The organism is Pseudomonas sp. FA117 (assembly GCF_057370475.1).
Genome location: NZ_CM170675.1, coordinates 3,429,137 through 3,454,005 on the forward strand (window position 1 = coordinate 3,429,137; position 24,869 = coordinate 3,454,005).

25 protein-coding genes are annotated in these 24,869 nt (G+C 66.8%); 7 read left to right on the top strand and 18 right to left on the bottom strand.

Translation table 11 applies throughout. The annotated features are described in order from the left end of the window. Window positions 1–6: 6 nt before the first annotated feature. From AC1TXO_RS15830 to AC1TXO_RS15860, 7 genes are read right to left on the bottom strand one after another with little or no spacing between them, the layout of a single operon-like run. Entirely contained in the window at window positions 7–681 is a 675-nt protein-coding gene (locus AC1TXO_RS15830; protein ID WP_486402628.1) for an urease accessory protein UreF, read from the bottom strand. Then, on the bottom strand, window positions 681–1,226 hold the full coding sequence (locus tag AC1TXO_RS15835) for a HupE/UreJ family protein (protein WP_486402629.1): 546 nt from the start codon (window positions 1,224–1,226) through the stop codon (window positions 681–683). Before AC1TXO_RS15835 ends, AC1TXO_RS15830 begins: the two co-directional genes overlap by 1 nt. Window positions 1,227–1,256: 30 nt before the next feature. Continuing rightward, window positions 1,257–1,724: an urease accessory protein UreE gene (gene ureE, locus AC1TXO_RS15840; RefSeq protein ID WP_486402630.1), complete on the bottom strand. Its 468-nt coding sequence runs from the start codon at window positions 1,722–1,724 to the stop codon at window positions 1,257–1,259. A gap of 10 nt (window positions 1,725–1,734) precedes the next feature. Next, the gene (ureC, locus tag AC1TXO_RS15845; RefSeq protein ID WP_486402631.1) at window positions 1,735–3,438 is read right to left on the bottom strand and encodes an urease subunit alpha; all 1,704 of its coding nucleotides are present in this window, start codon (window positions 3,436–3,438) and stop codon (window positions 1,735–1,737) included. Further along, window positions 3,435–3,752: an urease subunit beta gene (locus tag AC1TXO_RS15850; protein ID WP_486402632.1), complete on the bottom strand. Its 318-nt coding sequence runs from the start codon at window positions 3,750–3,752 to the stop codon at window positions 3,435–3,437. Before AC1TXO_RS15850 ends, ureC begins: the two co-directional genes overlap by 4 nt. Window positions 3,753–3,771: 19 nt before the next feature. Then, window positions 3,772–4,074 (bottom strand): urease subunit gamma, encoded by a 303-nt coding sequence (locus tag AC1TXO_RS15855; protein WP_486402633.1) that lies wholly within the window; start codon window positions 4,072–4,074, stop codon window positions 3,772–3,774. 12 nt (window positions 4,075–4,086) lie between these two features. Then, window positions 4,087–4,920 (bottom strand): urease accessory protein UreD, encoded by an 834-nt coding sequence (locus AC1TXO_RS15860; RefSeq protein ID WP_486402634.1) that lies wholly within the window; start codon window positions 4,918–4,920, stop codon window positions 4,087–4,089. A gap of 287 nt (window positions 4,921–5,207) precedes the next feature. Here AC1TXO_RS15860 and AC1TXO_RS15865 point away from each other — a divergent pair, with 287 nt between their 5' ends. Together AC1TXO_RS15865 and AC1TXO_RS15870 are read left to right on the top strand one after the other, a co-directional pair. Then, window positions 5,208–5,618 carry a DUF2946 domain-containing protein gene (locus AC1TXO_RS15865; protein ID WP_486402635.1) on the top strand — a complete coding sequence of 137 codons (411 nt, stop codon included), beginning with the start codon at window positions 5,208–5,210 and terminating at the stop codon, window positions 5,616–5,618. Between the two features lie 63 nt (window positions 5,619–5,681). Further along, a complete protein-coding gene (locus tag AC1TXO_RS15870) occupies window positions 5,682–7,835 on the top strand; it encodes a TonB-dependent receptor (protein WP_486402636.1) in 2,154 nt (717 codons plus the stop codon). 32 nt (window positions 7,836–7,867) lie between these two features. Here the strand turns inward: AC1TXO_RS15870 and AC1TXO_RS15875 are convergent, their stop codons facing one another. The 6 genes from AC1TXO_RS15875 to AC1TXO_RS15900 form a co-directional block, all read right to left on the bottom strand. After that, window positions 7,868–9,079, bottom strand: a complete 1,212-nt coding sequence (locus tag AC1TXO_RS15875; RefSeq protein ID WP_486402637.1) for an acyl-CoA dehydrogenase family protein — start codon at window positions 9,077–9,079, stop codon at window positions 7,868–7,870. 10 nt (window positions 9,080–9,089) lie between these two features. After that, window positions 9,090–10,799, bottom strand: a complete 1,710-nt coding sequence (locus AC1TXO_RS15880) for a dipeptide ABC transporter ATP-binding protein (RefSeq protein WP_486402638.1) — start codon at window positions 10,797–10,799, stop codon at window positions 9,090–9,092. Further along, the gene (locus tag AC1TXO_RS15885; RefSeq protein ID WP_486402639.1) at window positions 10,796–11,659 is read right to left on the bottom strand and encodes an ABC transporter permease; all 864 of its coding nucleotides are present in this window, start codon (window positions 11,657–11,659) and stop codon (window positions 10,796–10,798) included. Before AC1TXO_RS15885 ends, AC1TXO_RS15880 begins: the two co-directional genes overlap by 4 nt. After that, window positions 11,656–12,639, bottom strand: a complete 984-nt coding sequence (locus tag AC1TXO_RS15890) for an ABC transporter permease (RefSeq protein ID WP_486402640.1) — start codon at window positions 12,637–12,639, stop codon at window positions 11,656–11,658. Before AC1TXO_RS15890 ends, AC1TXO_RS15885 begins: the two co-directional genes overlap by 4 nt. Beyond that, on the bottom strand, window positions 12,636–14,249 hold the full coding sequence (locus AC1TXO_RS15895) for an ABC transporter substrate-binding protein (protein WP_486406850.1): 1,614 nt from the start codon (window positions 14,247–14,249) through the stop codon (window positions 12,636–12,638). Before AC1TXO_RS15895 ends, AC1TXO_RS15890 begins: the two co-directional genes overlap by 4 nt. A 173-nt stretch (window positions 14,250–14,422) precedes the next feature. After that, a complete protein-coding gene (locus AC1TXO_RS15900; protein ID WP_486402641.1) occupies window positions 14,423–15,394 on the bottom strand; it encodes a GlxA family transcriptional regulator in 972 nt (323 codons plus the stop codon). 153 nt (window positions 15,395–15,547) lie between these two features. Between AC1TXO_RS15900 and AC1TXO_RS15905 the strand changes: the two genes are divergently transcribed. Both AC1TXO_RS15905 and AC1TXO_RS15910 read left to right on the top strand, forming a co-directional pair. Then, entirely contained in the window at window positions 15,548–16,159 is a 612-nt protein-coding gene (locus AC1TXO_RS15905; protein ID WP_486402642.1) for a LysE family translocator, read from the top strand. Window positions 16,160–16,389: 230 nt separating this feature from the next. Then, on the top strand, window positions 16,390–16,818 hold the full coding sequence (locus AC1TXO_RS15910; protein WP_486402643.1) for a hypothetical protein: 429 nt from the start codon (window positions 16,390–16,392) through the stop codon (window positions 16,816–16,818). A gap of 75 nt (window positions 16,819–16,893) precedes the next feature. On the opposite strand, the gene AC1TXO_RS15915 is transcribed toward AC1TXO_RS15910, so the two are convergent. From AC1TXO_RS15915 to AC1TXO_RS15925, 3 genes are all read right to left on the bottom strand, one after another. Continuing rightward, complete coding sequence (locus tag AC1TXO_RS15915) at window positions 16,894–18,312, bottom strand: short-chain fatty acid transporter (RefSeq protein WP_486402644.1); 1,419 nt, start codon at window positions 18,310–18,312, stop codon at window positions 16,894–16,896. A 150-nt stretch (window positions 18,313–18,462) separates the two neighbouring features. Continuing rightward, window positions 18,463–19,119, bottom strand: a complete 657-nt coding sequence (locus AC1TXO_RS15920; protein ID WP_486402645.1) for a CoA transferase subunit B — start codon at window positions 19,117–19,119, stop codon at window positions 18,463–18,465. 34 nt (window positions 19,120–19,153) lie between these two features. Continuing rightward, window positions 19,154–19,852 (bottom strand): CoA transferase subunit A, encoded by a 699-nt coding sequence (locus tag AC1TXO_RS15925; RefSeq protein ID WP_486402646.1) that lies wholly within the window; start codon window positions 19,850–19,852, stop codon window positions 19,154–19,156. A 121-nt stretch (window positions 19,853–19,973) separates the two neighbouring features. Here AC1TXO_RS15925 and AC1TXO_RS15930 point away from each other — a divergent pair, with 121 nt between their 5' ends. Beyond that, window positions 19,974–20,885, top strand: a complete 912-nt coding sequence (locus tag AC1TXO_RS15930) for a LysR family transcriptional regulator (RefSeq protein WP_486402647.1) — start codon at window positions 19,974–19,976, stop codon at window positions 20,883–20,885. A 103-nt stretch (window positions 20,886–20,988) separates the two neighbouring features. On the opposite strand, the gene argE is transcribed toward AC1TXO_RS15930, so the two are convergent. Then, window positions 20,989–22,149 (bottom strand): acetylornithine deacetylase, encoded by a 1,161-nt coding sequence (gene argE, locus AC1TXO_RS15935; protein ID WP_486402648.1) that lies wholly within the window; start codon window positions 22,147–22,149, stop codon window positions 20,989–20,991. Further along, window positions 22,142–22,819, bottom strand: a complete 678-nt coding sequence (locus AC1TXO_RS15940; RefSeq protein WP_486402649.1) for a DUF1028 domain-containing protein — start codon at window positions 22,817–22,819, stop codon at window positions 22,142–22,144. Before AC1TXO_RS15940 ends, argE begins: the two co-directional genes overlap by 8 nt. A 279-nt stretch (window positions 22,820–23,098) precedes the next feature. On the opposite strand from AC1TXO_RS15940, the gene AC1TXO_RS15945 reads away from it, so the two are divergent. Further along, window positions 23,099–24,418, top strand: a complete 1,320-nt coding sequence (locus AC1TXO_RS15945) for a flavin-containing monooxygenase (RefSeq protein ID WP_486402650.1) — start codon at window positions 23,099–23,101, stop codon at window positions 24,416–24,418. Then, window positions 24,418–24,834 (top strand): RidA family protein, encoded by a 417-nt coding sequence (locus AC1TXO_RS15950; RefSeq protein WP_486402651.1) that lies wholly within the window; start codon window positions 24,418–24,420, stop codon window positions 24,832–24,834. Before AC1TXO_RS15945 ends, AC1TXO_RS15950 begins: the two co-directional genes overlap by 1 nt. The last annotated feature ends 35 nt before the right edge of the window (window positions 24,835–24,869 follow it).

A 24,869-nucleotide genomic window follows, 5' to 3' on the forward strand; every position in this document is an offset into this window, starting at 1 on the left:
CAGTCCTCAGGAACGGAACAAACGGGTGTATTGGGTTTCGTGTCGTGACGAGGCGATGGCCAGCAGCGGCAGGCCACCGCCCAGCGCGTCGTCGTCAAGGGTCAGGGCCTGGTCGAGCACGGCCGGCAACTCCGCGCCCAGGTCGCGCAGCAGGGTCTGGGCCGCTTGCTGGCCGAAAGGCACCAGCTTGACCCCGGCCATCACCGCGCCCTCCAGCCAGGCGAAGCCGTGGCCCAGGGCCAGGTCGCGCAGCGGGATGGACCAGTGCGCCCCGAGCCAGGCCATGCCGCCGAGCTGCGACAGCTCGATGCTTTCACGCCAGGCCGGCGCCTGCGCCAGTTGCCAGCCATCGAGGATGCGCGCCAGGGCGCTGCCGCGCTGACACTCTTCCAGGCGCAGCTCGGCAGTCTCGCGGTTGGCCAGCAGAAAACGGCTCCAATGCGCGAAGGCCTCGGCGTCGTCGTTCAGGCAGGCCTGATAGAGACGCGCCAGCAACGGCCAGTCGAGGCAACCGAGGGTGTCGTGCAACTGCTCGCGCTGCCAGGCGCAGAAGCCCGGCGTATCGCGTACCCAGCCAGCCTCGACGGCCCACTCCAGGCCCTGCGAGTAGGTGAAGCCGCCCACCGGCAGGCCGGGGCTTGCCAGTTGCAGCAGACGCAGCAGCGCCAGGTCGCTGCTCATCAGCCCGCCAGCACGAACGCGGCGCCAGCCAGCAGACCACCGCCGAACAGCTTCTGCAGCTTGGTGTGGCGACGCAGCAGGCAGCCTACGCCGAAACCGACCACCAGCAGCAGTGCGCTGACCGTGACGAAGCCTGCGCTGAACATCCAGAACGCGCTCGGGGTAGCCTCGACGCCATGCGCCCAGCCGTGAAACAGGGCGAACACCGGCATGGCCAGCGCCAGCAGGACCTGGCGGTTGGGCAGCAGCATGGCGCAGGCCGCCACCACCAGCGAGACGGTGATCATCGACTCGACGCCGACCATGTCACCGAACAGGTGGCCCAGCACCGCACCGCCGAACATCGCCGACAGCGTGGCCAGCGGCAGGGTCAGGGTGCGCCGGGTCAGTGCCGCCAGCACGCCGGTGCCCAGCAGCATCAGCAGGTGGTCGATACCGGTCAGCGGGTGCAGCAGGCCATCCTGCAGCGGGTTGTTGTCGTGACCGGGGTGGGCGAAGGCCGGCAAGGCAATCATCAGCAGCATCAGCGCGAGGGCTTTTTTCATTGTGTGCTCCAAGGCAGTTCGAAAAGGGGTTTACAGGCGAACGAAGGGGTGGTCGTGGGCATGCCCATGGGGCGCGCTCTGGTAGGCACCTGCCTCGGGTTCGAATGGCGCCTGCTCCAGCGCCACCTCGAGGCCCAGGCCACGCACCATCTCGTCCAGCACATGGTCGTGCTGGTAGCGCAGCAGTCCGTTGTCGATCTGCAGCGGTACGTGGCGGTTGCCCAGGTGATAGGCGGCACGCGCCAGCAGCAACGGGTCTGCACAGCGCACGGTCGACACGCGCTCGGCAGCGGCCAGCACCTGCACGACGTGCTCGCCGTGGTCATCGGCGAGCAGTTCCCCGCCGCGCAGCAGGTGGCCGCGGACGAGCATCAGGCCGGCCTCCCGGCCATCGTCGAGGGTCACGCGCAGGCGGCTCTTGATACGGCTGTCCACATCCAGGGTGACAGTGCCGGTGACCGAGGCAGCCTCGGTGATCCGGCGGGTCAGGACAATCATGCTTGCTCCTTCAGAACAGGAAATAACGCTGGGCCAGCGGCAGTTCGCTGGCCGGTTCGCACACCAGCAGCTCGCCATCGGCGCGCACCTGGTAAGTCTGGGCATCGACCTCGATCAGCGGCTGCAGGCCGTTGTGCACCATGTCGGCCTTGCGCACCCGTCGGCAGCCATGGGTCACGCCGATCAGGCTGCGCAGCCCCAGCTCTTCGGCCAGGCCACGGTCCATGGCGGCCTGGGGCAGGAAGGTCATGCGCGTGGCATGACGGGCGGCGCCGAAGCTTGCGTACATGGGGCGGTAATGCACCGGCTGCGGGGTCGGGATCGAGCCGTTGATATCGCCCATCGGCGCGGTGACGATCAGCCCGGCCTTGATCACCGTGGCCGGCTTGACGCCGAAGAAGGCTGGCGACCAGAGCACCAGGTCGGCCAGCTTGCCCACCTCCACCGAACCGACTTCGTGGGCGATGCCGTGGCTGATCGCCGGGTTGATGGTGTACTTGGCGATGTAGCGCTTGACCCGGAAGTTGTCGCTGTAGTCGCTGTCCGGCGCCAGTGGCCCGCGCCGCACCTTCATCTGGTGCGCGACCTGCCAGGTGCGCAGCACCACCTCCCCGACCCGGCCCATGGCCTGGGAATCGGACGAGGTCATGGAGAACGCGCCCATGTCATGGAGGATATCCTCGGCGGCGATGGTCTCGCGGCGAATGCGCGACTCTGCGAAGGCCACGTCCTCGGCGATGCTCGGGTCCAGGTGGTGGCAGACCATGAGCATGTCCAGGTGCTCGTCGACGGTGTTGATGGTGTAGGGCAGCGTCGGGTTGGTGGAGGACGGCAGCACATTGGCCTGTCCCGCCGCACGGATGATGTCCGGTGCGTGCCCACCGCCGGCCCCTTCGGTGTGGAAGGTATGGATGGTGCGGTCGCCGATGGCCGCCAGGGTGTCCTCGATGCAGCCGGACTCGTTGAGCGTGTCGCTGTGGATCGCCACCTGGATGTCCATCTCTTCGGCCACGCTCATGCAGCAGTCGATGGCCGCCGGGGTCGAGCCCCAGTCCTCGTGCAGCTTCATGCCCATGGCCCCGGCAGCGATCTGCTCGCGCAGCGGCTCGGGCTTGGAGACGTTGCCCTTGCCCAGGAAACCGATGTTGATCGGCAGGCTGTCGGCCGCCTGGAGCATGCGCGCCAGGTACCAGGGCCCCGAGGTGCAGGTGGTGGCGTTGCTGCCGGTGGCCGGGCCGGTGCCGCCACCGATGAAGGTGGTGACGCCGCTGGTCAGGGCTTCGTCGACCTGCTGCGGGGAGATGAAGTGGATGTGCGTGTCGATGCCGCCGGCCGTGACGATCTTGCCCTCGGCGGCGATCACTTCGGTGGCCGCCCCGACCGGAATGGTCACACCGGGCTGGACATCCGGGTTGCCGGCCTTGCCGATGGCGACGATACGTCCGCCACGCACACCGATATCGGCCTTGACGATGCCCCAGTGGTCGATGATCAGGGCGTTGGTCAGCACCAGGTCCACGGCGTCGGCCGCCAGCATCTGGCCCTGCCCCATGCCGTCGCGGATGACCTTGCCGCCGCCGAACTTGACCTCTTCGCCGTAGATGGTGAAGTCCTTCTCCACCTCGACCCACAGCGCGGTGTCGGCCAGGCGCACACGGTCGCCTACGGTGGGACCGAACATGTCGGCGTAGGCCCGCCGGGAAATACGACTCATGGCCTGTCCTCCAGTGCGCCCATCACCTTGCCCTGGAAGCCGTAGACCTCGCGCTTGCCGGCATAGGCCACCAGTTGCACGGTGCGCGACTGGCCAGGCTCGAAGCGCACGGCGGTACCGGCGGGGATGTCGAGGCGGAAACCACGGGTCGGCTCGCGCTCGAACACCAGGGCATTGTTGACTTCATAGAAGTGATAATGCGAACCGACCTGGACCGGGCGGTCGCCATGGTTGGCCACGCTGACACTCACCGTTTCGCGACCGACATTGAGTTCGATGTCGCCAGGGGCGACCTGGACTTCTCCGGGAATCATGGATGCCTCCTGGGCAGGTTCAGACGATGGGCTCGTGGACGGTCACCAGCTTGGTGCCGTCCGGGAAGGTCGCTTCCACCTGGACGTCGGGAATCAGCTCAGGCACTCCCTCCATCACCTGGTCACGGCTGAGCACCTCGCGGCCCAGGCTCATCAGCTCGGCCACCGTGCGCCCATCGCGCGCGCCCTCCATTACCGTGGCGCTGATCAGCGCCACCGCCTCGGGGTAGTTGAGCTTCAGTCCACGGGCCAGGCGGCGCTCGGCAACCAGCGCGGCAGTGAACAGCAGCAGTTTGTCTTTCTCTCTCGGGGTCAGCTCCATGGGGAGGCTCTCTCAGGTGGCCCAGATGCGCGGCGGGCACGGCGCCAGGCCAAGAACGGCCGGGCGCAGCACATGCCAGAGGCGCTGCAGGGTGCGTTGCACGTGTTGGTTGTCGTTGTCGAGCAGGCGAATCACCAGCAACGACCCGAGCAGGGTCGCGCCGGCCGGGGTTTGCACATCGTCGAGCACCTGGCGCACCTGCTCGAGCAGGGCCGGGTCGGCAGGCGCGGCACAGAAGGTCGCGACCAGCGGATAACCACCAAGCTTTTCCAGGCGACCGCCTTCGATGCGCAGGCGCTCGTGCAGCCCGGGGTCATCCGGCATCTCGACCTGCAGGCAGCTGTCGAGGGCGCCATGGTCGAAGCGCTCGTTCATCACCGGCCGGCCCAGGCACAGGGTTTCCCAGGCCAGCAGGCGTGCGCCGGGCTCGAGGGTGAAGCGGCTGTCGAGCCGGGCGCGGGCGCCGTCGAAGAAGATGCTGTCCTGGGGCAGCCATTCCAGCGTGCTCCCGGCCTGCAGGTGAAAGTGCTGGGCCAGCCGCGCGGTCGGGCCGATGCTGCGGTAGAACTTGCTCGCCCCAGGCATGGTCAGCAGCGCGTGGCTGCCGGGCTCGAGATGAATGTCGAGCTCCAGCCGGTCTCCGCCGACCACACCGCCAGGGGGGTGGAGGATGTAGACATGGCACGGCGCGCCTTCCGGGTAGAACGGCCGCTGCACCAGAAGAGGGCCGAAATGCTTGCGCGCACCAAGGCGGGTCGTGTCGCCACGTTGGACGAAGCGCAGTTGCAGGTACGCACTCCAGCCTGCATCGCTTCCCGGGTGTTCGATCTGTAGCGCGGATGCCATCCTGCAGCCCCTGAAATCCTTGGTCTTGCTAAATTTTTGCGGGTCTGTCGCGTTTACCACTGATGGGCTAGGCAATGACCGCTTGTCTGAATTGCTGAACTGATATAGCAGGTTGCGGGCCAACAACGAATATGAACGAAGATGAAATTTTACGGTCGCCGCTCTGGAACAGGGCGTGACGCACGATCGTGGAGCGCGCGGGGGCACGCTTTCGGTGCCTGGAATGCGACAATCGACCACACCACGACAGCACCCCACGCAGCCATCCGAATGGTAGATTCGCGGCCATGAAAACCACCCGCCAGACCCGCTCGCTGACTGCCTGGACGCTCTACGCGAGCGTCCTGTTCAGCCTGTTGCTGTGCGGTCTGCACCACGGCCAGATGAGCGGCCTGCGCTTGTCGGGCCTGGAGGGTGGGTTCTGTTCGCTGGACAGCACCGGCAAGGGGCCGGCCTTCGACCTGGGTGACGGCAGCGGCGACCAGCACATGGCCCAGCTCGACTGCCCGGTGTGCTCCTCCTTCGCCCTGGCCGTGCCGCTGAGCGGCAACTTCTGGTCGTTCCCGGCAGCGCACAGCGGCCAACCCTCGCCGATCATCGTGCGCAGCTGGGCGCAGCCGCCGCCACGGCACCTGCGTCCCGCCATCCCGCCCCGCGCCTCCCCCTCCGTCTTCCCCGCAGCTGCGACCTTCGCCTGACCCCAGGCGGGCACGACCCTGCCCGCGGGTCAGCCATGACCTTTGCGTGGAAGCCTCTACAACATGATCCGCAACACTTCTCTGGTGCTCCTGATGGGCACCACCTGCACCTGTGCCTGGGCCGATGTCGCCCCCGTGCAGCTCGACGCCACCACCATCGATGCCGAGCAGCAAGCGCCTTCGGGCATCCAGCTGGACGAGCCGATTCGTACCGGCTCGCGCCTGGGCCTGAGCGCTCGGCAGACACCCGCCTCGGTCAGCGTCTCGGACCGGCGGGTGATCGAGCAGCGCGATGCCAAGGACAGCCAGGACGTGATCAACGCCATGACCGGCGTCAACGCCTCGGCCAACCCCGGCTACGGCGGCTTCGTCGCCTACCGTGGCTTCACCCAGAACCAGGTCACCCAGCTCTACAACGGCATCAACCTGGGCTACAGCAGCGCCACCCGCCCGGTGGATGCCTGGGTGCTGGACCGGGTCGAACTGATCGGCGGACCGTCATCGTTCCTGCACGGCGCCGGGGCCGTGGGCGGCTCGATCAACTACATCACCAAGCTTGCCAGCCGCGATGCGCAGACCCTCGACGGGCGTATCCGCTACGGCAGCTACGACGACTCGGAAGTCGCCTTCGGCATCAACCAGGCCCTGGCCGACAACCCCGCCGATGCCCGCCATTTCGCCCGCCTCGACTTCAGCCACAGCCAGGGCAACGGCTACATCGACCGCAACCAGCGCAAGACCGACAGCCTGGCCTTCTCGCTGCTCAGCGACCTGTCGCCCAACCTCACCCACACCCTGGCCCTGGAATACCAGGAGGACAAGGAAGACAGCCCGTACTGGGGCTCGCCCATCCTGCCCGGACGCAGCACCATGAAGATCGACAAGAGCCGGCGCTTCGAGAACTACAACGTTGCCGATGGCCGCTACGAGCAACGTGTGCGCTGGCTGCGCTCGATCCTCGACTACCAGGTCAGCGACAGCACCAGCGTGCAGAACACGCTCTACCACTACAACGCCCAGCGTGATTACCGCAACGTCGAAGGCTACCGCTACAACAGCGACGGCAACGTAGTGCGTTCCAGCCCCTACCTGCAGCGCCACCAGCAGAGCGTGATCGGTGATCGCGTCGAATTGCGCCACGACAACAGCCTGTTCGGGCTGAGCAGCCAGTGGTCGCTGGGGTTGGACTGGTCGAGCATGCACCAGACCCTGTACCCCACCGGCAGCAGCTACAGCGATGTGGTCGATCCAGATCACTTCGACCCCGGCAGTTTCCACGACATTCCGGGCGTCAACCGTGGCCTGACCAAGCAGCGGCGCAACGAAGTGCTCAACCGTGCGCTGTTCGCCGAGAACCGCCTGCAACTGACCGAGCGCCTGGCGCTGCTGACGGCCCTGCGCTACGACTACCTGGACATGCAGGTCACCAACTATGGCCCGGTCAGCCCCAGCTCGCCGGCCTATTTCGAACGCCGCTGGGAGCCGCTGTCCGGGCGCATCGGCCTGACCTACGAGCTGACCCCGAGCGCCAGTGTCTACCTGCAGTACAGCAACTCCGCCGACCTGCCGGCCGGCTCACTGGCCTCGGCGACCTATTCCAACGTCGGGCTGTTCGACCTGTCCAAGGGCGAACAGTGGGAGGCAGGCAGCAAGTTCGACTTTCTCGACGGACGCGGCGCCGCCACCGTGGCGGTGTACCAGATCGTGCGCAAGGATTTTGCCGTGCGCGACTCCAACGACCCCAACCTGACGGTGCAGGCCGGCCAGCAGACTTCGCGCGGCATCGAGCTGTCCGCGCGCCTGCAGGTCACGCCCAAGCTGCTGGCCGAGGCCAACTACGCCTATGTCGATGCCCGCTACGATGAGTTCAACGAAGCGGTGGGCGGCGTGTCGGTATCACGCAAGGGCAACGCGCCGGTCAACGTGCCGGCCAACGTCGCCAACCTGTGGCTGACCTACGCCCTCACCCGCGACTGGTCGGCCGGCGTGGACGTGCGCTACGTCGATTCGGTGTATGCCGATAACGCCAACAGCCTCCAGGCCCCCGCCTACACGCTGCTCGGCGCCTTCGCCCGCTACCGCCTGGACGAGCACACCACCCTCACCGGCCGGGTGCGCAACCTGACCGACGAGGTGTATGCCAAGCAGGCCTACGGGCAGCAGTACTACATGGGGGCACCGCGCACCTTCGAAGTGGCGATGGATGTGAAGTTCTAGGGTCGAGGTGTCTGCGCTTGCGGCAGATACCTTCAGAACAACCCCGACACCGGTGGCCGGGTGCCCTTGAGCTGCCAGGCACCCACCACCGCCGCCTTCCACTGGCGCGGGTTGTGATTGGCCACGGTGCGGGCATTGCGCCAATGGCGGTCGAGGTTGTGCTGACGTCCCGTGGTCGAGGCGCCGCCCACGTCGAACACCGTCTCGGCGGCCTTGAGCGCAAGCTCCGCCACCAGGTACTGGGTCTGCGCCACCTCTACGGCGGCCTGCTCCACGGCGGTCTCGTCCAGCGGCGTCGCCCAGGCCCGGTCAATCGTGGCGGCTGCCTTCAGCACCAGCGCCTCGGCGCCGTAGGCGCGTGCGGCGATGTCACCGACGCTCAGTTCCACGTAGGGATCGTCCACCGAACGACTGGCCGTGCTGTGCTTGATCGGTCGGGCATGCTCGCGGGCGAAACGCGTGGCATCGTCCAGCGCATTGCGCGCGATACCGGCCAGCACAGTGCCCAGGAACAGCTGCAGGAACGGCGTTACCAGGGTGCGCTTGCCCTCCTCCACGGTGCGCGTGCGCAGCTCGCTTTCCTCCACCCGCACATTGCGCAGGTGCGTGGTGCCGCTGGCGGTCAGGCGCTGGCCCATGGCGTCGAAGTCGTCGACCAGTTCCAGGCCTTCGCGATCACGCGGCAGGACGAATGACACCGGCTGTTCATCCTCATCCAGCGCCACCGCGCTGACATAGTCGGCGAACAGCGCCCCGGTGCTGTAGAACTTGCTGCCATTGGCCCGATAGTGATCGCCTTCGCGCACCAGCCGTGCGGCGATGGCGCCATTGGCACCGCCCAGCTCCCAGCCGGCATTGCCGATCACAGCGCCCTGAAGGTAGCGGGCGAACCAGCGCTCGCGCTCCTGTTCGGCGTCCTCGGCAGTAGACAACAGCAAGCCCTCGATGAAGGCGAAGCCGGGGCGCAGGGCCTGGGCGACGTTGGAGTCGGCTGCGGCGATCTTCAGCAACAGCTCGATGACATCGCTCACCGAACCGCCCGGCCCGCCGAAACGGCTGGGAATGCGTACGCTGTAGAGGCCGGCTGCGGCCAGCCGGGCAATCGCCTCGAACGGCAATTGACGCTCGCGCTCGCGCTCGGCGGCGCCGGCGGCGATCTGCGGCAGCAGCGCCTCGATGCGCGTCTTCAGGGCCTGGATGCTGGAGGCCGGGGCCTGATGAGGGAAACGTTGGAAGGTGGTCATGGGGTAGTCCTCAGATGGCGATTTTCCACAGGCGTGATTCGTCGAACAGGTCGAAGGCTTCGTGTTCCAGGTCCAGCGGCGGCACCACCAGTTCGGCGCCGCTACCGGGCAGGCGCGGCACGGAACCGAGCAGGCGGCGGGTGTATTCGTGGGCAGGTCGCTCGAACAATTGCTCGGCCGGCGCGTACTCGACCACCTGGCCGTGGCGCATCACCAGCACCTCGTCGCTGACATGCCGGATCACCCCCAGGTCGTGGGAGATGAACAGGTACGCCAGGCCCAGCGCGTCCTGCAGGTCGGCCAGCAGGTCGAGCACCTGGGCCTGTACCGACACATCCAGGGCCGAGACCGGCTCGTCGCAGATGATCAGCTTCGGCTCGCTGGCAATGGCGCGGGCGATGGCCACGCGCTGGCGCTGGCCACCGGAAAGCTGCAGGGGGCGGCGCGCAGCCAGGCTCGCCGGCAGGCGCACCTGCTCGAGCAACACCTGAATGCGGGCCGGTCGCGCCGCCGCGTCCACGCCCGCCACCTGCAGCGCATCGTCGAGGATCTGCGCCACGCTCCAGCGCGGGTCGAACGAACCCAGCGGATCCTGGTAGATCACACTGATCTGTTGGCGCAACGGCCGCCGTTCGGCCTCGCTCACGGCGTCGTTCGGGAGGTTCCAAGGCTTGCCGCGGTACAGCACCTCGCCCTGGTCCGGTTGCAGCAGGCCCAGGGCGATGCGCGCAACCGTGGTCTTGCCCGAGCCGGATTCACCGACGATGCCCAGGGTGCGGCCGGCACGCAGGGTGAAGTCAACGCCCTGTACCACCTGGCGTACCACGCCATCGGGTCCGGTGTAGCGCTTGCCCACGCCACTGGCCTGCAACAGCACTTCATCGATGATGGGCACAGGCGACACAGGCGCGCCGGCACGCTCAGGCGACAGGCGACTGCCGCGCGGCTGCTCGGCGGGCACCGCCGCCAGCAATGCCTGGGTATAGGGATGCTGCGGCTGACGCAACACCTGCTGCATCGGCCCCTGCTCCACCACGTCGCCATGGCGCAGCACCACGACTTCATCGGCCAGTTGCGCGACCACGGCAAGGTCATGACTGATGATCAGCAGCGAAGCGCCTCGGGCCTTGATCTGCTGGAAGACTTCGAGGATCTGCGCCTGGACCGTGGCATCCAGCGCAGTGGTCGGCTCGTCGGCGATCACCAGCGCCGGATCCATTGCCAGCGCACTGGCGATCAACGCCCGCTGGCGCAGCCCGCCCGAGAGCTGGCCTGGACGCTGCCGGGCGCGCAGCGCAGCGTCCGGCACACCGACGCGTTCGAGCAACTCCAGCACCCGTGCGCCGCGCTGCGCACGCGTGCCATGGCCGTGGGTGTGCAGCACCTCGAGAATTTCCTTGCCCACCGGCCGCAGCGGGTCGAGCGACACCAGCGCATCCTGCAGCACGAAGCCGATTTCCTTGCCGCGCACGCCACGCCACTGGCGCTCGCTCAGGTCCAGCAGGTCGCTCCCGGCGAAACTCAGGGTCCGCGCCGTCACTTCGCTGCGCGCACCGGTCAGCCCCACCAGGCTGCGGGCACTGACGCTCTTGCCCGAGCCGGACTCGCCCACCAGTGCCACGCAGCGCCCCGGCGCCAGGGTGAAAGACAGCTCGCGCACCACGCTGCGGCCTTCGAAAGACACGTTCAGTCCCTCGACGATCAAGGTCTTGTCGTTCATGGCAGGCGGCCCTCCAGGTGTTGTTGGATGTAGCGTCCGGCCGCGGTGGTGGCCAGGGTGGTGAGCACGATGAACAGGCCGGGGAAGAAGGTCAGCCACCAGGCACTGGCGATGAAGTCGCGGCCCATCGACAGCATGGTGCCCCACTCCGGCGCCGGTGGCCGGGCGCCAAGGCCCAGGAAGCTCAAGGCCGAGGCCCAGACGATGGCCTGGCCGACGCCCATGGTCAGGGTCACCACCAACGGGCGCATGGCGTTGGGCAGCAACTGGCGCAGCACGATGCGCGCGGTGGGATGCCCCAGCGCCCGCGCCGCCTCGATGTAGCCGGAGTTGCGTACCGCCAGCACCTGGCCGCGAACCATCCGCGCATAGCCCGGCGCGCCGCCCAGCCCGGTGGCGACGATCAGCGGGCCGACGCCGCTGCCGAACACCGCCACGAACAGCAGCGCCAGCACCAGGCTGGGAAAGGCGAACAGCACCTCCAGCAACCAGCCCACGCCACGGTCCACGCGCGCGCCGCCGAGCCCGCCGAGCAGCCCCAGGCTGATGGCGATGGTCATCGACAGCAGGGTTGCCGCCACGCCGATCAGCAAGCTTTGCCGGGCACCGTGGACAATCCGCGCGAAGATGTCGCGCCCCGACTGGTCGGTGCCGAGCCAGTGCGCCCAACTCGGTGCCTGGAACGCTTCGCGCGGCACGATCGCCAGCGGGTCGATGCGGGTGAACAGCCCGGGTGCCAGCGCTGCCAGCAACAAGGCGAACAGGAACAACAGGGCCAGGCTCGCGCCCAGCGGCGGCCATTGCAGGCGCCGTTGCCGGCGCGATGGCGCCTGGGCGCGTTGGAGAATCAGGTCGCTCATGCAGTCGCCTCCTGTTGGCGCGGGTCGATCCATTGATAGAGCAGGTCCACCAGGATGTTCGCCAGCACGTAGGCTGCGGCCACCACCAGGGTGATGCCGATCACCAGTGGCAGGTCCTGCAGTTGCACTGCCTGGTACAGCTGACGGCCCACCCCCTTGCGCGAGAAGATCACCTCGCACACCACCGCCCCACTGATCAGCGCGCCGATGGCCCAGCCCGACAGCGACACCCCCGGCAGCAGGGCGTGGCGCAGGGCATGCCGGAAGCGCACCGCCAGGTCGCTCAGGCCGCGGCTGCGGGCGCTGAGGATGAAGGGTTGGTCGAGGGTCAGCTCAAGGGATTCGCGGGTCACCTGGGCGATGAAGCCGGCCAGCGGAATGGCCAGCGAGAACGCTGGCAGCACCAGGCTGGCCAGCCCATCGCTGCCAGCGGGCGGGAACCAGCGCAAGCCGAAGGCGAACACGGCCAGCAGCACCACGCCCAGCCAGAAATGCGGCAAGGCGGCGCTGAGGGTTTCGGCCAAGGACGCCAGGCCGCCGATCAAGCGCCCGCGCCCGGCGGTGGCCACCGTCAGCAGCAACACCAGCAACCAGGCCACCAGCAACGCGGCGAGGGTCAGTTCGAGGGTCGCGCCGGCCTGCTCGGCCAGGACCCGGGTCACCGGCTGGTGCTGCGAGTAGGACTGGCCCAGGTCGCCCTGCAGCAGGCGCCCGAGGTACAGCACATATTGCTCCGGCAGCGGCTTGTCCAGGCCGTATTCGCGCCGCGTCGCCTCGATGGCCTCCGGCGTCGGGTTGCCGGTGGTGCCGCCGAGGATCGCCAGCACCGGGTCACCCGGCATCAGGCGCAGGGCGAAGAAGGTCAGGGTCGCCACCGCCCACAGCACCAGCAGGCCGCCGCCCAGGCGGATAAAACCTCGGCGCGCGAGGGCACGCAGGCGCTCGCGGCGAGGGTCGGTCAGGGTCGTCGCGTCGCTCATTTGCTCACCCATGCGTCATAGAGGTAGGTCACCGCCAGCGAAGGCTCCAGGCGCACGCCATGGGCGGTCTTGTACAGGCCCAGCCGCGTGCTCTGCGGGTAAGTGTTCAGTTGCAGGTACTGGCCGGCAGCCTGTTGCTGGGCCTTGAAGTAGAGGGCACGACGCTGGTCGGGGTCCTGGGTGGCCAGGGCTGCGTCGAGCAGCGCGTCGAAGCCGGCATCGGCAAAGCCCGAGGAGTTCTGGTGGTAGCCACCGACTCCGGCCGGCTGCACGAACGCCGAACCGAAGATGATGCGCAGCACGTCCGGGGTATTGGTGTTCCAGTAGCCGGTGCGGATGTCGTAGTCCCAGGCAGCCTGGCGGGCGGTGACCTGGGCGTCGCTCATCTGGTCGATCACCAGTTCCAGGCCGGCCTGGCGGGTAGTGGCCTGGACCTGCTCCCAGAGGGTCAGCTCCGACGGCGGCGTGCGTGCGCCGATCAGCACCACGGCGCTCAGGCGCTTGCCGTCGCGGGTGCGGTAGCCCTCGGCGTCGCGGCGGGTCCAGCCGGCCTCGTCGAGCAACCGGGCGGCGCGCACCGGGTCGTAGTCCTGGCTGTGCTCGAAGTCGCCGCTGTAGAACGGCGTGGCCAGGCTGAGCGGGCCGCCAGCGCGGGGGAACTCGCCGAAATACACACTCTTGAGTGCGCCTTCGATGTCAGCACTGCGCACGAAGGCTTCGCGCACGCGGATATCGTCGAACGGCGCCCGACGCATATTGAAGGTGCCGTTGGTGGGGTTGCCGGGACGCTGGGCGATGATCAGCTCGACGTCCGGGTTGCGCCGCGCCGCCTCGTGCGACTCCGGCGGTACGCTCTCGATCACGTCCACTTCACCGGCTTGCAGCGAGGCGAAGCGCACCGACGGCTCCTGGATGAACTTCCACAGGATGCGCTCCAGGTAGGCCGGTCCCTGGTGCCGGGCGGTCGGCGGCGCCCAGTTGTAATCCGGGTTGCGTACCAGCTCGACCTGGTTCTGTCGGTCCCAGCGCACCACCTTGAACGGCCCGCTGCCCACCGGGCTCTCGCAGTTCTCGTCGCGGCTGCGCTTGAGCGCGGTGGGCGACTGGATGCCGAGAAAACCCTGGGCCAGCACTTCGAGAAAGGCTGCGTAAGGCGTAGCCAGGTGCACCACTGCGGTGTACTCGTCGGCGATGTCGGTGCCACGGTACTGGCGGATGTAGCCGCCGGCAGTGCTGGACTGGGTCTTCGGGTCGGCCATGTGGTCGAGGTTGGCCTTGACCGCCAGGGCGTTGAAGGGCGTGCCGTCAGTGAAGTGCACGTCGCGGCGCAGGTGGAAGGTGTAGCTCAGGCCGTCACCGGACACCTCCCAGCGCTCGGCCAGCCAGGGGCCGATGCGGCCATCGCTGTCCATCGACACCAGCGAGTCGAGGTACTGCTGGCCGACGAACACCTGGGGCATGTCGCCCGCCACATGCGGATCGAGGCAGGTGGGTTCGCGGTCGGTGGCGTAGACCAGGGTGCCACCGTGCTGCGGCTGGTCGCTGCGTGTGCTGACCTGCTCGACCCGTTCGCAGCCGGCCAGGGCCAATGCAGCGCAGAGCGGGATCAGGGAGAAGTGGATTCGGTTCAAGGGCGCTCCTGCGGGTGACTGGGCATCGCAGGGGCTTTTGCAGGAGTTGTGCCGGGTTTCAACCCCCTGATTTCACAGGGGTTTGCCGACGTGCGGGTGATCGGCGGCGGGCAAACTGTAGCGCTGCTGTTGGCCAGGCAACAGTTGCCCGGTCAGTGCGCTGCGCCTTTGCGCAAGGCCATCGCCGTGCAGCCGAAACGCCGTCGTACCCGCTTGCCCAGGTAGCTGGCGTCGACCAGCCCCACCTCTTCGGCGATCTGCGCCAGGCTGTGCGCCGAATTGAGCAGGCGCCAGCGTGCCTGCTGCAGGCGCATCTCCAGCCACCAGGCACTGGCGCTGATGCCGTGTTCAGCGATGAACTGCCGGTCGAGCTGGCGTCGGCTGATGCCCAGTTGCGCCGCCAGTTGTTCGACCGCCAGCCCGGAGCCCAGGTGGTGGCGCATCAATGCCGTGGCGCGCTGCACCTGGCGACCCTGCCCGCCACCGAGTTCAAGCGAGCGCAAGGCGTGGCGGCTGTCGCGGGTTTCGTCCACCAGCATGTCGGCCAGGCCCTTGAGCGCTCGCGCCCGACCACAGGCGCGGGCGAGCAGCTCCACGGCAAGGTCGATGGCGGCAGTGCCTCCCGCGCAGGAAACCCTGGCGCCGTCGAAACAATACAGCTGTTCGGACTGCACCCTGACGCGCGGGAAGGCTGCGCGGAACTCCGCCTCATGGCGCCAGTGCACGACCACCTGATGACCATCCAGCAAGCCGCAGGCTGCGAGCAGGAACACCGCGTTGTCGACCGCCACCAGCCTGATCCCGGCCCGGGCAGCACGCTGCAGCCATGGTCGGTAGCTTGGAGCCAGTGCCGCCGTTGCAGCTGCATTGCGCCCACCGAACAGCACCAGGTAGTCATGGCCGGCCAGTTCGAGGTCCTGCGCCTGCCGGTCGACCTGCACCACCGCGCCACTGCTCGAAGTCACCGGCGCCGGCGTCAGGCCCACCACCTGCCAACTGCAGTAGCGTTGGCGGCTGTAGTCCTCGTCGTCGGCGCTGAAGCGCAGCTTGTCGAGAAAGCCGCCGAACGGCAGCAGGGCGAATTCAGGTAGCGGGAGGATCAGCAGGCGCAGATCTGGTTGCATGATGCGTCCGATTATTACCGCAGGATGTCCAGATCATACCCTGATTTCGCCAAGGGCAGCCCTATACTCCCTCCCATGCTCCGGACCGACCTGGCTTTTGAGCAAGACAGTGACTCCCACAGGACGGTACAGCCCCTCCATCAAGGCATTCTCATGGCACTCGACACCTGGCTCATCTATCTGCTGGCAAGCGTCGGCCTGTCGCTCACCCCCGGCCCCAACAGCCTGCTCGCCCTCACCCACGGCGCGCGCCATGGCGCGCGGCGAACCCTGTTCACCATCGTCGGCGGCATGTGTGGTTTCAGCGCCCTGATCGCCCTGGCGATGTTCGGGCTCAGTGCGCTGCTGCAAGCCTCGGGCTCGGTGCTGCAGGTGCTCAAGTGGGTTGGCGGAGCCTACCTGCTGTGGCTGGGCATCCAGCTCTGGCGGGCACCGCCCATGCACCTGGAACTGAGCCAGGGCGACAGCCACCTGAGCAACGCGGGCCTGTTCCGCCAGGGCCTGCTGTCGGCGCTGGCCAACCCCAAGGTGCTGCTGTTCTACGGCGCCTTCCTGCCCCAGTTCATCGACCCGCAGCGCCCCCTGGCCGTGCAGTTCGTGGTGATGGCAGCGACCTTCGCCACAGTGGAGTGCCTGGTCGAATACCTGCTGGCTCGCCTGGCGTTTCGCATCAGACCCTGGCTGGCCAAGGGCGGCAAGGGCTTCAATCGCTGCTGCGGCGCGCTGTTCGCGATGATCGCGGTGGCGCTGCCGCTGGGGCGTTAGGGTCTGCATGAAAAGTCTTGAGACGAAGGTCAGGCAAGGCGAAAACAGCCAAGGAGCAGCCGGGTCGTTCGGACAGCCAAAGGCGCAGTGCGGTCGTCAAGCCGGCTGCAAGGCTTTTGTTTATCTTCCGGCGCCCATACCGAGTTAAGGCAAAGTGCCATCATCTGAGATAGAATTCCCGCCCTTGCGCTGCGCGCGCAAGCGTAGAGAAAATCAACAAGGGGTCAAGGATGTTCGCGCTTCGTACTCTGATGGCTGCTGCCGTTATTACAATGACGACCGGCTGCGCCAGCGGGCTTAATTCATCACAGGAATCAGAGCTCGCCAAATACCGAGCCAATGACATGGCAGTACAGGAAAAGAGCCCGGGAGGCGCCGCTGCGCTGGGCCTGCTGCCGGGAGGCGGTTCATTCTACGGCCGCTCGTACGGCTTCGGTGTGGTGAACCTGTTGCTCTGGCCTATCTCGATCCTGTGGGATCCGGTGAGTGGCTACAATGCTGCCGAGTCCATCAACTACCAGGCCACCAGGGCGCGTGTCGCCAGTTTGAAACGGCACGATATGGATCTGCTCGACACAAGGCTTTCCACCAAAGAGATTGACCTGGAGAGGTATACGCTGGAAAAGCGCAAAGTGGATGAAAAATACTCCAGCCTTTGACGCGTTGAAAAATCCCGCTTGAAGGAAAACGAAAAAGGACGGGGCGGCCCGTCCTTTTTTCGTTGCCCTCTGCCCCTACGGCATCACCGGCGGCACATACTGCAAGGTCGTCCCCAACGCCCATAGCAGCACCAGCACCAGCGGCACGTGCACCAGCAACTGCACGAAAGAGAAGCCGATCAGGTCGCGCGCCTTGAGTCCCAGCACGCCCAGCAGCGGCAGCATGTAGAACGGGTTGATCAGGTTGGGCAGCGCCTCGGCGGCGTTGTAGATCTGCACGGCCCAGCCCAGGTGGTACTGCAGGTCGTTGGCCACCAGCATCACGTAGGGGGCTTCGATGATCCACTTGCCGCCACCGGAAGGGATGAAGAAGCCCAGCACCGCCGAGTACACGCCCATCAGCAAGGCATAGGTGTCGTGGGTGGCGATCTGGGTGAAGAACACCGAGATGTGGTGCGCCAGGGTCTGGGCGTCGGCGCCCTTGACCTGGGTGAGGATGGCGGCGATCGAGCCGTACAGCGGGAACTGGATCAGCACCCCGGTGGTGGTCGGCACGGCACGGGCCACGGCGTCGAGGAAACTGCGCGGACGCCAGTGCAGCAGCGCGCCGAGCATGATGAACAGCAGGTTGTAGGTGTTCAGCCCGGAGATGGCGGTGATCGCCGGCTTGGTGGCGAACTCCTGGTAGAGCCAGCCGGCGGCCAGGGCCACCAGCAGCAGGATCAGGATCGGGCTGTGCTCCAGCCATTCACCCGGGCGGGTGCGCTGTGGCGCAGGCGGTGCGGTGAAGCTGGGGTCGACGCCACAGTCTTCGGCACTGCGTGCACTGTTCGGGCCGGGCGCGGTAGCGTAGGCGATGACCAGCGAGACGATCACCAGCGCCGCCAGCATCACGCCGGACTGCCACAGGAAGATGGTCTCGGTGAAGGGAATCACGCCGGTGATCGACAGGATCGACGGCGGCAGGCTGGCCGGGTTGGCCTGCAACTGGGCCGCCGACGACGACAGGCCCAGCGCCCACACGGCGCCCAGGCCCAGGTAGGCGGCAGCGCCCGCGGCGCGGTAGTCCATCTTCAGGTCGGTGCGACGGGCCAGGGCACGCACCAGCAGCCCCCCGAACACCAGCGACAGGCCCCAGTTGAGCAACGATGCGAGCATCGAGATCAAGGCCACCCAACACACGGCCGAGCGGCCATTCTTCGGCAGGCGCGCGAGACGGTCGATCAGGCGTGCAGCGGGCGGCGAGCTGGCGACCACATAGCCGCCGATGACCACGAAGGCCATCTGCATGGTGAACGGGATCAGGCTCCAGAAGCCGTCGCCAAAGGCCTTGGCGGTGTCGGTGGGCTTGGCGCCCATGGCCAGGGCGCCCAGGCACACCAGCATCACCGCCAGGGCGGCGAACACCCAGGAGTCGGGGAACCAGCGTTCGGCCCAGTTGGAGCAGCGCAGGGCAAAGCGGGCGGAGCGGCTGTCTTGGATTTCAGCGGCCACGAGGGTTTTCCTTTTTTGGTCTTATTGGTGGATGTTGCTTGTCGATCAACGCAAAACCCCTGTGGGAGTGGGCTTGCCCGCGAATGCGACGGCGAATGTACCGGCGCATTCGCGGGCAAGCCCGCTCCCACAGGGGGATAGGGTGGTCTTTTAGAAGGTCATCTCTTTCACATCGTCCGGCACGATCAGTTTGCCGGCGGTCTTCTCGACGATCTCCTCGACGCTCACCCCGGGTGCGGTCTCACGCAGGATGAAGGCGCCGTTCTCGATCTCGAGGTAAGCCAGGTCGGTGAGCACCTTGCGGATGCAGCCAGCGCCGGTCAGCGGCAGGCTGCAGCGCGGCAGCAGCTTGGACTCGCCGTCCTTGGACGCATGGGTCATGGTGACGATGATGTTCTCGGCACCGGCCACCAGGTCCATGGCGCCGCCCATGCCCTTGACCAGCTTGCCGGGGATCATCCAGGAGGCGATGTTGCCCTCCACGTCCACTTCGAAGGCGCCCAGCACGGTGAGGTCGACGTGGCCGCCACGGATCATGGCGAAGGACTGTGCCGAGTCGAAGATCGATGCACCGCGGCGGGCGGTCACGGTCTGCTTGCCGGCGTTGATCATGTCGGCATCGACGGTGCTTTCGGTGGGAAACTCGCCCATGCCGAGCAGGCCGTTCTCCGACTGCAGCATCACGTCCATGTCGGCGGGCACGTAGTTGGCCACCAGGGTGGGGATGCCGATGCCGAGGTTGACGTAGTAGCCGTCCTTCAGTTCACGGGCGACGCGTTGAGCCATCTGTTCGCGGGTCAGTGCCATGGTCAGGATCTCTTTGTTGTTCTGTGGACGGCGCTCAGGCCTTGACGGTGCGCTTTTCGATACGCTTCTCGAAAGTGCCGACGATGACCCGGTCGACGAAGATCCCCGGGGTGTGGATCTCGCTGGGCAGCAACTCGCCCGGTTCGACGATTTCCTCGACCTCGACCACGGTGATCCGGCCGGCGGTGGCGGCCAGCGGGTTGAAGTTCTGCGCGGTGTTGCGGTACACCACGTTGCCATAGTGGTCGGCCTTCCAACCCTTGACGATGGCGAAGTCGCCGGTGATGGCTTCTTCGAGGATGTACTTGCGGCCGTTGAACTCGCGCACTTCCTTGCCTTCGGCGACCGGCGTGCCGTAGCCGGTGGCGGTGAAGAATGCCGGGATACCGGCGCCACCGGCGCGCATCTTCTCGGCCAGGGTGCCCTGGGGGGTAAGTTCGACTTCCAGTTCGCCGCTGAGCAGCTGGCGTTCGAACTCGGCGTTCTCGCCGACGTAGGAGGCGACCATCTTGCGGATCTGCCGGTCTTCGAGCAGCACACCCAGGCCGAAGCCGTCGACGCCGCAGTTGTTGGACACCACGGTCAGGCCCTTGACCCCGCGCCGCTTGATCTCGGCGATGAGGTTCTCGGGGATGCCGCACAGGCCGAAGCCGCCGGCCAGTACCGTCATGTCATCGGTCAGGCCTTCGAGAGCCTGTTCGTAGGTTGCTACGCGCTTGTCCAGTCCGGCCATGCTGATCCGCCTTTGTAGTTGTTTGAGCGTGTGAGTGCCATCTTCACCGCTGGCGACTGATTTGTTAATTTTGTTTTCGTCATCGATTGATAACTTTTGCAAAACAACCTGCGGACCTGCCATGAACGTCAAGCAACTGCGCGCCTTCGTTACCGTGGCCAAGTACCAGAGCTTCGCCCAGGCCGGCGAGCACCTGCACATTTCGCAGCCGGCACTGAGCCTGACCATCAAGGCGCTCGAAGACAACCTCGGCGGCGCCCTGCTCACCCGCACCACCCGCAGCGTCAGCCTGACCGCCGAGGGCGAAGTCCTGCTGCCGCTGGCCCGGCGCCTGCTGGCCGACTGGGACGATACCGAGGAAATGCTGCGCCAGCGTTTCACCCTGCAACTGGGCCGGGTGTCGGTGGCGGCGATGCCCGCCTTCGCCGGCAACCTGCTGCCGCAGTCGCTGAAGGTGTTCCGCCAGCGCTACCCCAAGGTCAACGTCACCGTACATGACGTGATCAACGAGCAGGTGCTGGAACTGGTGCGCCACCGCCGCGTCGAACTGGGCATAGGCTTCGAGCCCGAGCGCAGCGATACCTTGCAGTTTCATCCACTGTACCTGGACCGTTTCGTCGCCGTGGTGCCTGGCGATTCACCGCTGGCGCTGTTGCCCCAGGTGAGCTGGAACGAGTTGCTGACCCAGGACTTCATCGCCCTGCAACGGCCGTCGGCCGTGCGTCTGCTGCTGGAGCAGCACCTGGCCGCCGGGCATGGACGGCTGGCGGTGGCGTTCGAGAGCCATCAACTGTCGACGGTCGGGCGCATGGTTGCCAACGGCCTGGGCGTCAGTGCCGTGCCGGCGCTGTGCATCGCCCAGATGCAGGAACTTGGGGCGCGTTGCGTGCCCCTGGTCGAGCCGGCGGTGGAGCGGCGCATCGGGGTCATCGCCCTGAGCGACCACAAGCTGTCCACTGCGGCGCAGGCGCTGCTGGATGTGCTGCTGTCGCATACTCATCCACCGGAGGTGTGTTCACATGGGATTGCGTGAGGGCTGACAGGTGCCTGCCTGAAGCTTTTCAGCGCCTGTGAGATCGAGCGCCGCCCGCGCGGCGCTCGATCTCACAGGCGCTGAAAATCTTTCGGCAAGCACCTCAGTTACCAACGAGATAATCACGCAGGCGCAACAGCATCGCATCGCAGCCACGCAATTGCTCGACGCTGACGAACTCGTCCGGCTTGTGCCCCTGATCCATGCTGCCCGGCCCGCAGACCACGGTCGGGATCCCCGCCTGGTCGAACAACCCGCCTTCAGTGCCAAAGGCCACGGTACCGAACGCCTCCGAACCACTGAGCAGCGCCACCAGGCGAGCCGCTTCGCTGTCCTCGGGCGTTGCCAGCCCCGGATAGGCACTGAGCGGCTTGAAGCGAATGTCGCTGGCGTCGCTGACCGCGCGCATGCGCGGCAGCAGTTCGGCTTCGGCGTAGTGCTGCAGGCGCTCGGCCACGGTGTTGGCTTCGAAGCCCGGCAAGGCCCGCACTTCGAAGTCGAATTCGCACTCCTCGGGGACGATGTTCAGCGCACGCCCACCCTTGATCACGCCGGTCTGCACCGTGGAGAACGGCGGATCGAAACGCTCGTCATGCCTTTCGGGGCGGGCCAGCTCAGTGCCGATCTCGCCCAGCTTGCCGATCAGTTGCGCCGCGTATTCGATGGCGTTGACGCCATAGGGCGCATAGGCCGAATGGCAGGCGGCGCCGTGCACCTGGCAGCGCATCGCCAGCTTGCCCTTGTGGCCAAGCACCGGCTTGAGCTCGGTGGGTTCGCCGATCAGGCACAGGCGCGGCTTGTTCGGGCGCTGCTCGAGCGCCTCCAGCATCGAGCGCACACCGAGGCAGCCGACCTCTTCGTCATAGGAGAACGCCAGGTGCACCGGCATCGTCAGCGGCTGGGCAAGAAAGGCCGGCACCGCTGCCAGCACCGAGGCAATGAAGCCTTTCATGTCGGCCGTGCCACGCCCATACAGGCGGCCATCACGCTCGCTCAGGCGAAACGGCTCGACGGTCCAGGCCTGACCGTCCACCGGCACCACATCGGTGTGCCCCGACAGCACCACACCGCCGCGGTCGGTCGGGCCGAGGGTGGCGAACAGGTTGGCCTTGGTGCCCTCCTCGTTCATGAACAGCTCGCTCTCGACGCCCAGCCCGGCGAGGTAATCGCGAATGAAACCGATCAGCTCGAGGTTGGAGTCGCGGCTGACCGTGGCGAAGCCGATCAGGCGTTGCAGCAGGTCACGGCTGGCGAAGTCACTCATCGCCCGGCACTCCATAGCTCGGTGCCGTGGTCGGGTTGAGCGCGCGGGTGACGTAGTCCTGCATCTGCGGGCGATAGGCCTGCCACAGGCGGTCGAGTTCGCCGATCGGGTCGTGTTCGGCCCAGTCCACGCGCAGGTCGACCAGCGGCCAGGTCAGCTCGCCGGCGATCTTCAGCGCCGCCGAATGTACCGGCCCCGCCTCGCCACCGGTGGCCATGGCCGCGTGCATCGCCGCCAGCAGACGGTCGGCCAGGTGTCCACCGGCCTGCTCGAATGCGTGCACCATCGCCTCGATCACCTGGGGCGAAGCCAGCAGGTTGCCGGCAGCCGCGCATTGCTCGCCAGCCACGGCATTGTGCACGCCGAGCGCTTCCTTGCCGGTGAACAGGGCGACCTGGCCGTGACTGTCGATCACCGTCACCTGGCGGTACTCGCTCCAGCCATTGGCGCTGAGCACCCGGTCCAGCGCTGCAGCGGGCGGCAGCTGGCCCTGCTCCAGGGCATCGAGGATCTGCGGGCCGAGGGCTGGCAAGGTGATGTTCTGCGTGGCCACCGCCCCGACCCCGGCACGCACCCACGGGCAGCGGGCACCGACGGCGATGCTGGACGAGCTGATGGCGATGCCGACCTGGCCGGTTTCCTGGCAGCGGCCGATGATGGAGAAGGTCATGGTGCAGCTCCTTTCTGAGTTTACCGGCATTCTCGGCAAGCCCTGGCAAGCACGAAACGAGCATTTTCCTAGGCATTGGCGAGGAAAAAACTGGGCACTGGACAGGTGAAGCAGGTTTACCCGCGAAGAACACACCGCGCCCGGCACCCTCGCCAATTTATCGGCAAGCCCCAGCTAAATACTATTTTCGCGAAATTCCGCGCATCCCTAGTCTGGCCCCAGGTAACGGCGGTCCTCCACAACCGACCTGACAAAAACCGCCTGAACAAGGGCTCGGACATGACACTGAACAATCTCGAAATCGACACCCTCGTGGTCGGCGCCGGCCAGGCCGGCGTGGCCATGAGCGAACACCTGAGCAAACTCGGCGTACAGCACCTGGTGCTGGAGCGCAATCGCATCGCCGAGGCCTGGCGCACCGGGCGCTGGGACTCGCTGGTGGCCAACGGGCCGGTCTGGCACGATCGCTTCCCCGGCCTTGAATTCGACCTCGACGCCGACGCCTTCGCCGGCAAGGACCAGGTCGCCGACTACTTCGAACGCTACGTGCGCAAGTACAACCTGCCGGTGCGCACCGGGATCGAGGTCAAGCGAGTGGTGCGCAACAGCGACCGCCCAGGCTTCACCATCGAAACCAATGAGGGCGTGATCCACGCCAATCGTGTGGTCGCCGCTACCGGCCCGTTCCAGAAGCCGGTGATTCCGGCCATCGCGCCGAAGGACGAGCGTCTGCACCAGATCCACTCCGCCGCCTACTACAACCCTCAGCAACTGCCCGATGGCGCAGTACTGGTGGTCGGGGCCGGTTCTTCCGGCGTGCAGATCGCCGAAGAACTGATGCGCGCCGGACGCCAGGTCTACCTCTCGGTCGGCGCCCACGACCGCCCGCCGCGCGCCTACCGCAACCGCGACTTCTGCTGGTGGCTGGGCGTGCTGGGTGAATGGGACGCGGAAATCGCCAAGCCCGGCCGCGAGCACGTGACCATCGCCGTCAGCGGCGCACGCGGCGGCCATACCGTGGACTTCCGCGCCCTCGCCCACCAGGGCATGACCCTGGTTGGCCTGACCCAGTCGTTCGACGATGGTGTAGTGCGTTTCCAGGACAACCTGGCCGACAACATCCGCCGTGGCGACGAGAACTACCTGGCCCTGCTCGACGCCGCCGATGCCTACATCGAACGCAACGGCCTGGACCTGCCAGAAGAGCCCGAAGCCCGTCAGCGCCTGGCCGACCCGGACTGCATCAGCCAGCCGCTGCTGGAGCTGGACCTGGTCAAGGCCGGTGTCACCAGCATCATCTGGGCTACCGGCTACGGCGTGGACTTCAGCTGGCTGCAGGTCGACACCTTCGACGCCAACGGCAAGCCCCAGCACCAGCGTGGCGTGGCGCGCGAACCGGGCGTGTACTTCCTCGGCCTGCCCTGGCTGTCACGCCGTGGCTCGTCGTTCATCTGGGGCGTATGGCACGACGCCAAGCATGTCGCCGGCCACATCGCCACCCAGCGCACCTACCTGGCCTACCGCGACCGCGAGCAACGCGCAGCGGATGAGCAGCAAGACCAACCGACCCGCAACGTCAGCACCCTCGGAGCCCACTGATGCCTACCCATACCCGCATCCGCATGTTCAACACCAAGGTCACCTACCCTAACCAGACCCTGGACAATGACCTCTGCCAGGCCGTGCGCGCCGGCAACACCATCTACGTGCGCGGCCAGGTCGGCACCGACTTCGAAGGCCGCCTGGTAGGCCTCGGTGATCCGCAGGCCCAGGCCGAGCAGGCGATGAAGAACGTCAAGCAGCTGCTTGAAGAAGCCGGCTCCGACCTGTCGCACATCGTCAAGACCACCACCTACATCACCGACCCACGCTTCCGCGAGCCGGTGTACCGGGAAGTCGGCAAGTGGCTCAAGGGCGTGTTCCCGATCTCCACCGGGCTGGTGGTCGCAGGCCTGGCACAGGCCGAGTGGCTGATGGAAATCGATGTGATCGCCGTGGTGCCGGATCAGCAGTAAACACAGACTTTCGCGGCGGTTCGGCTGGCCGAACC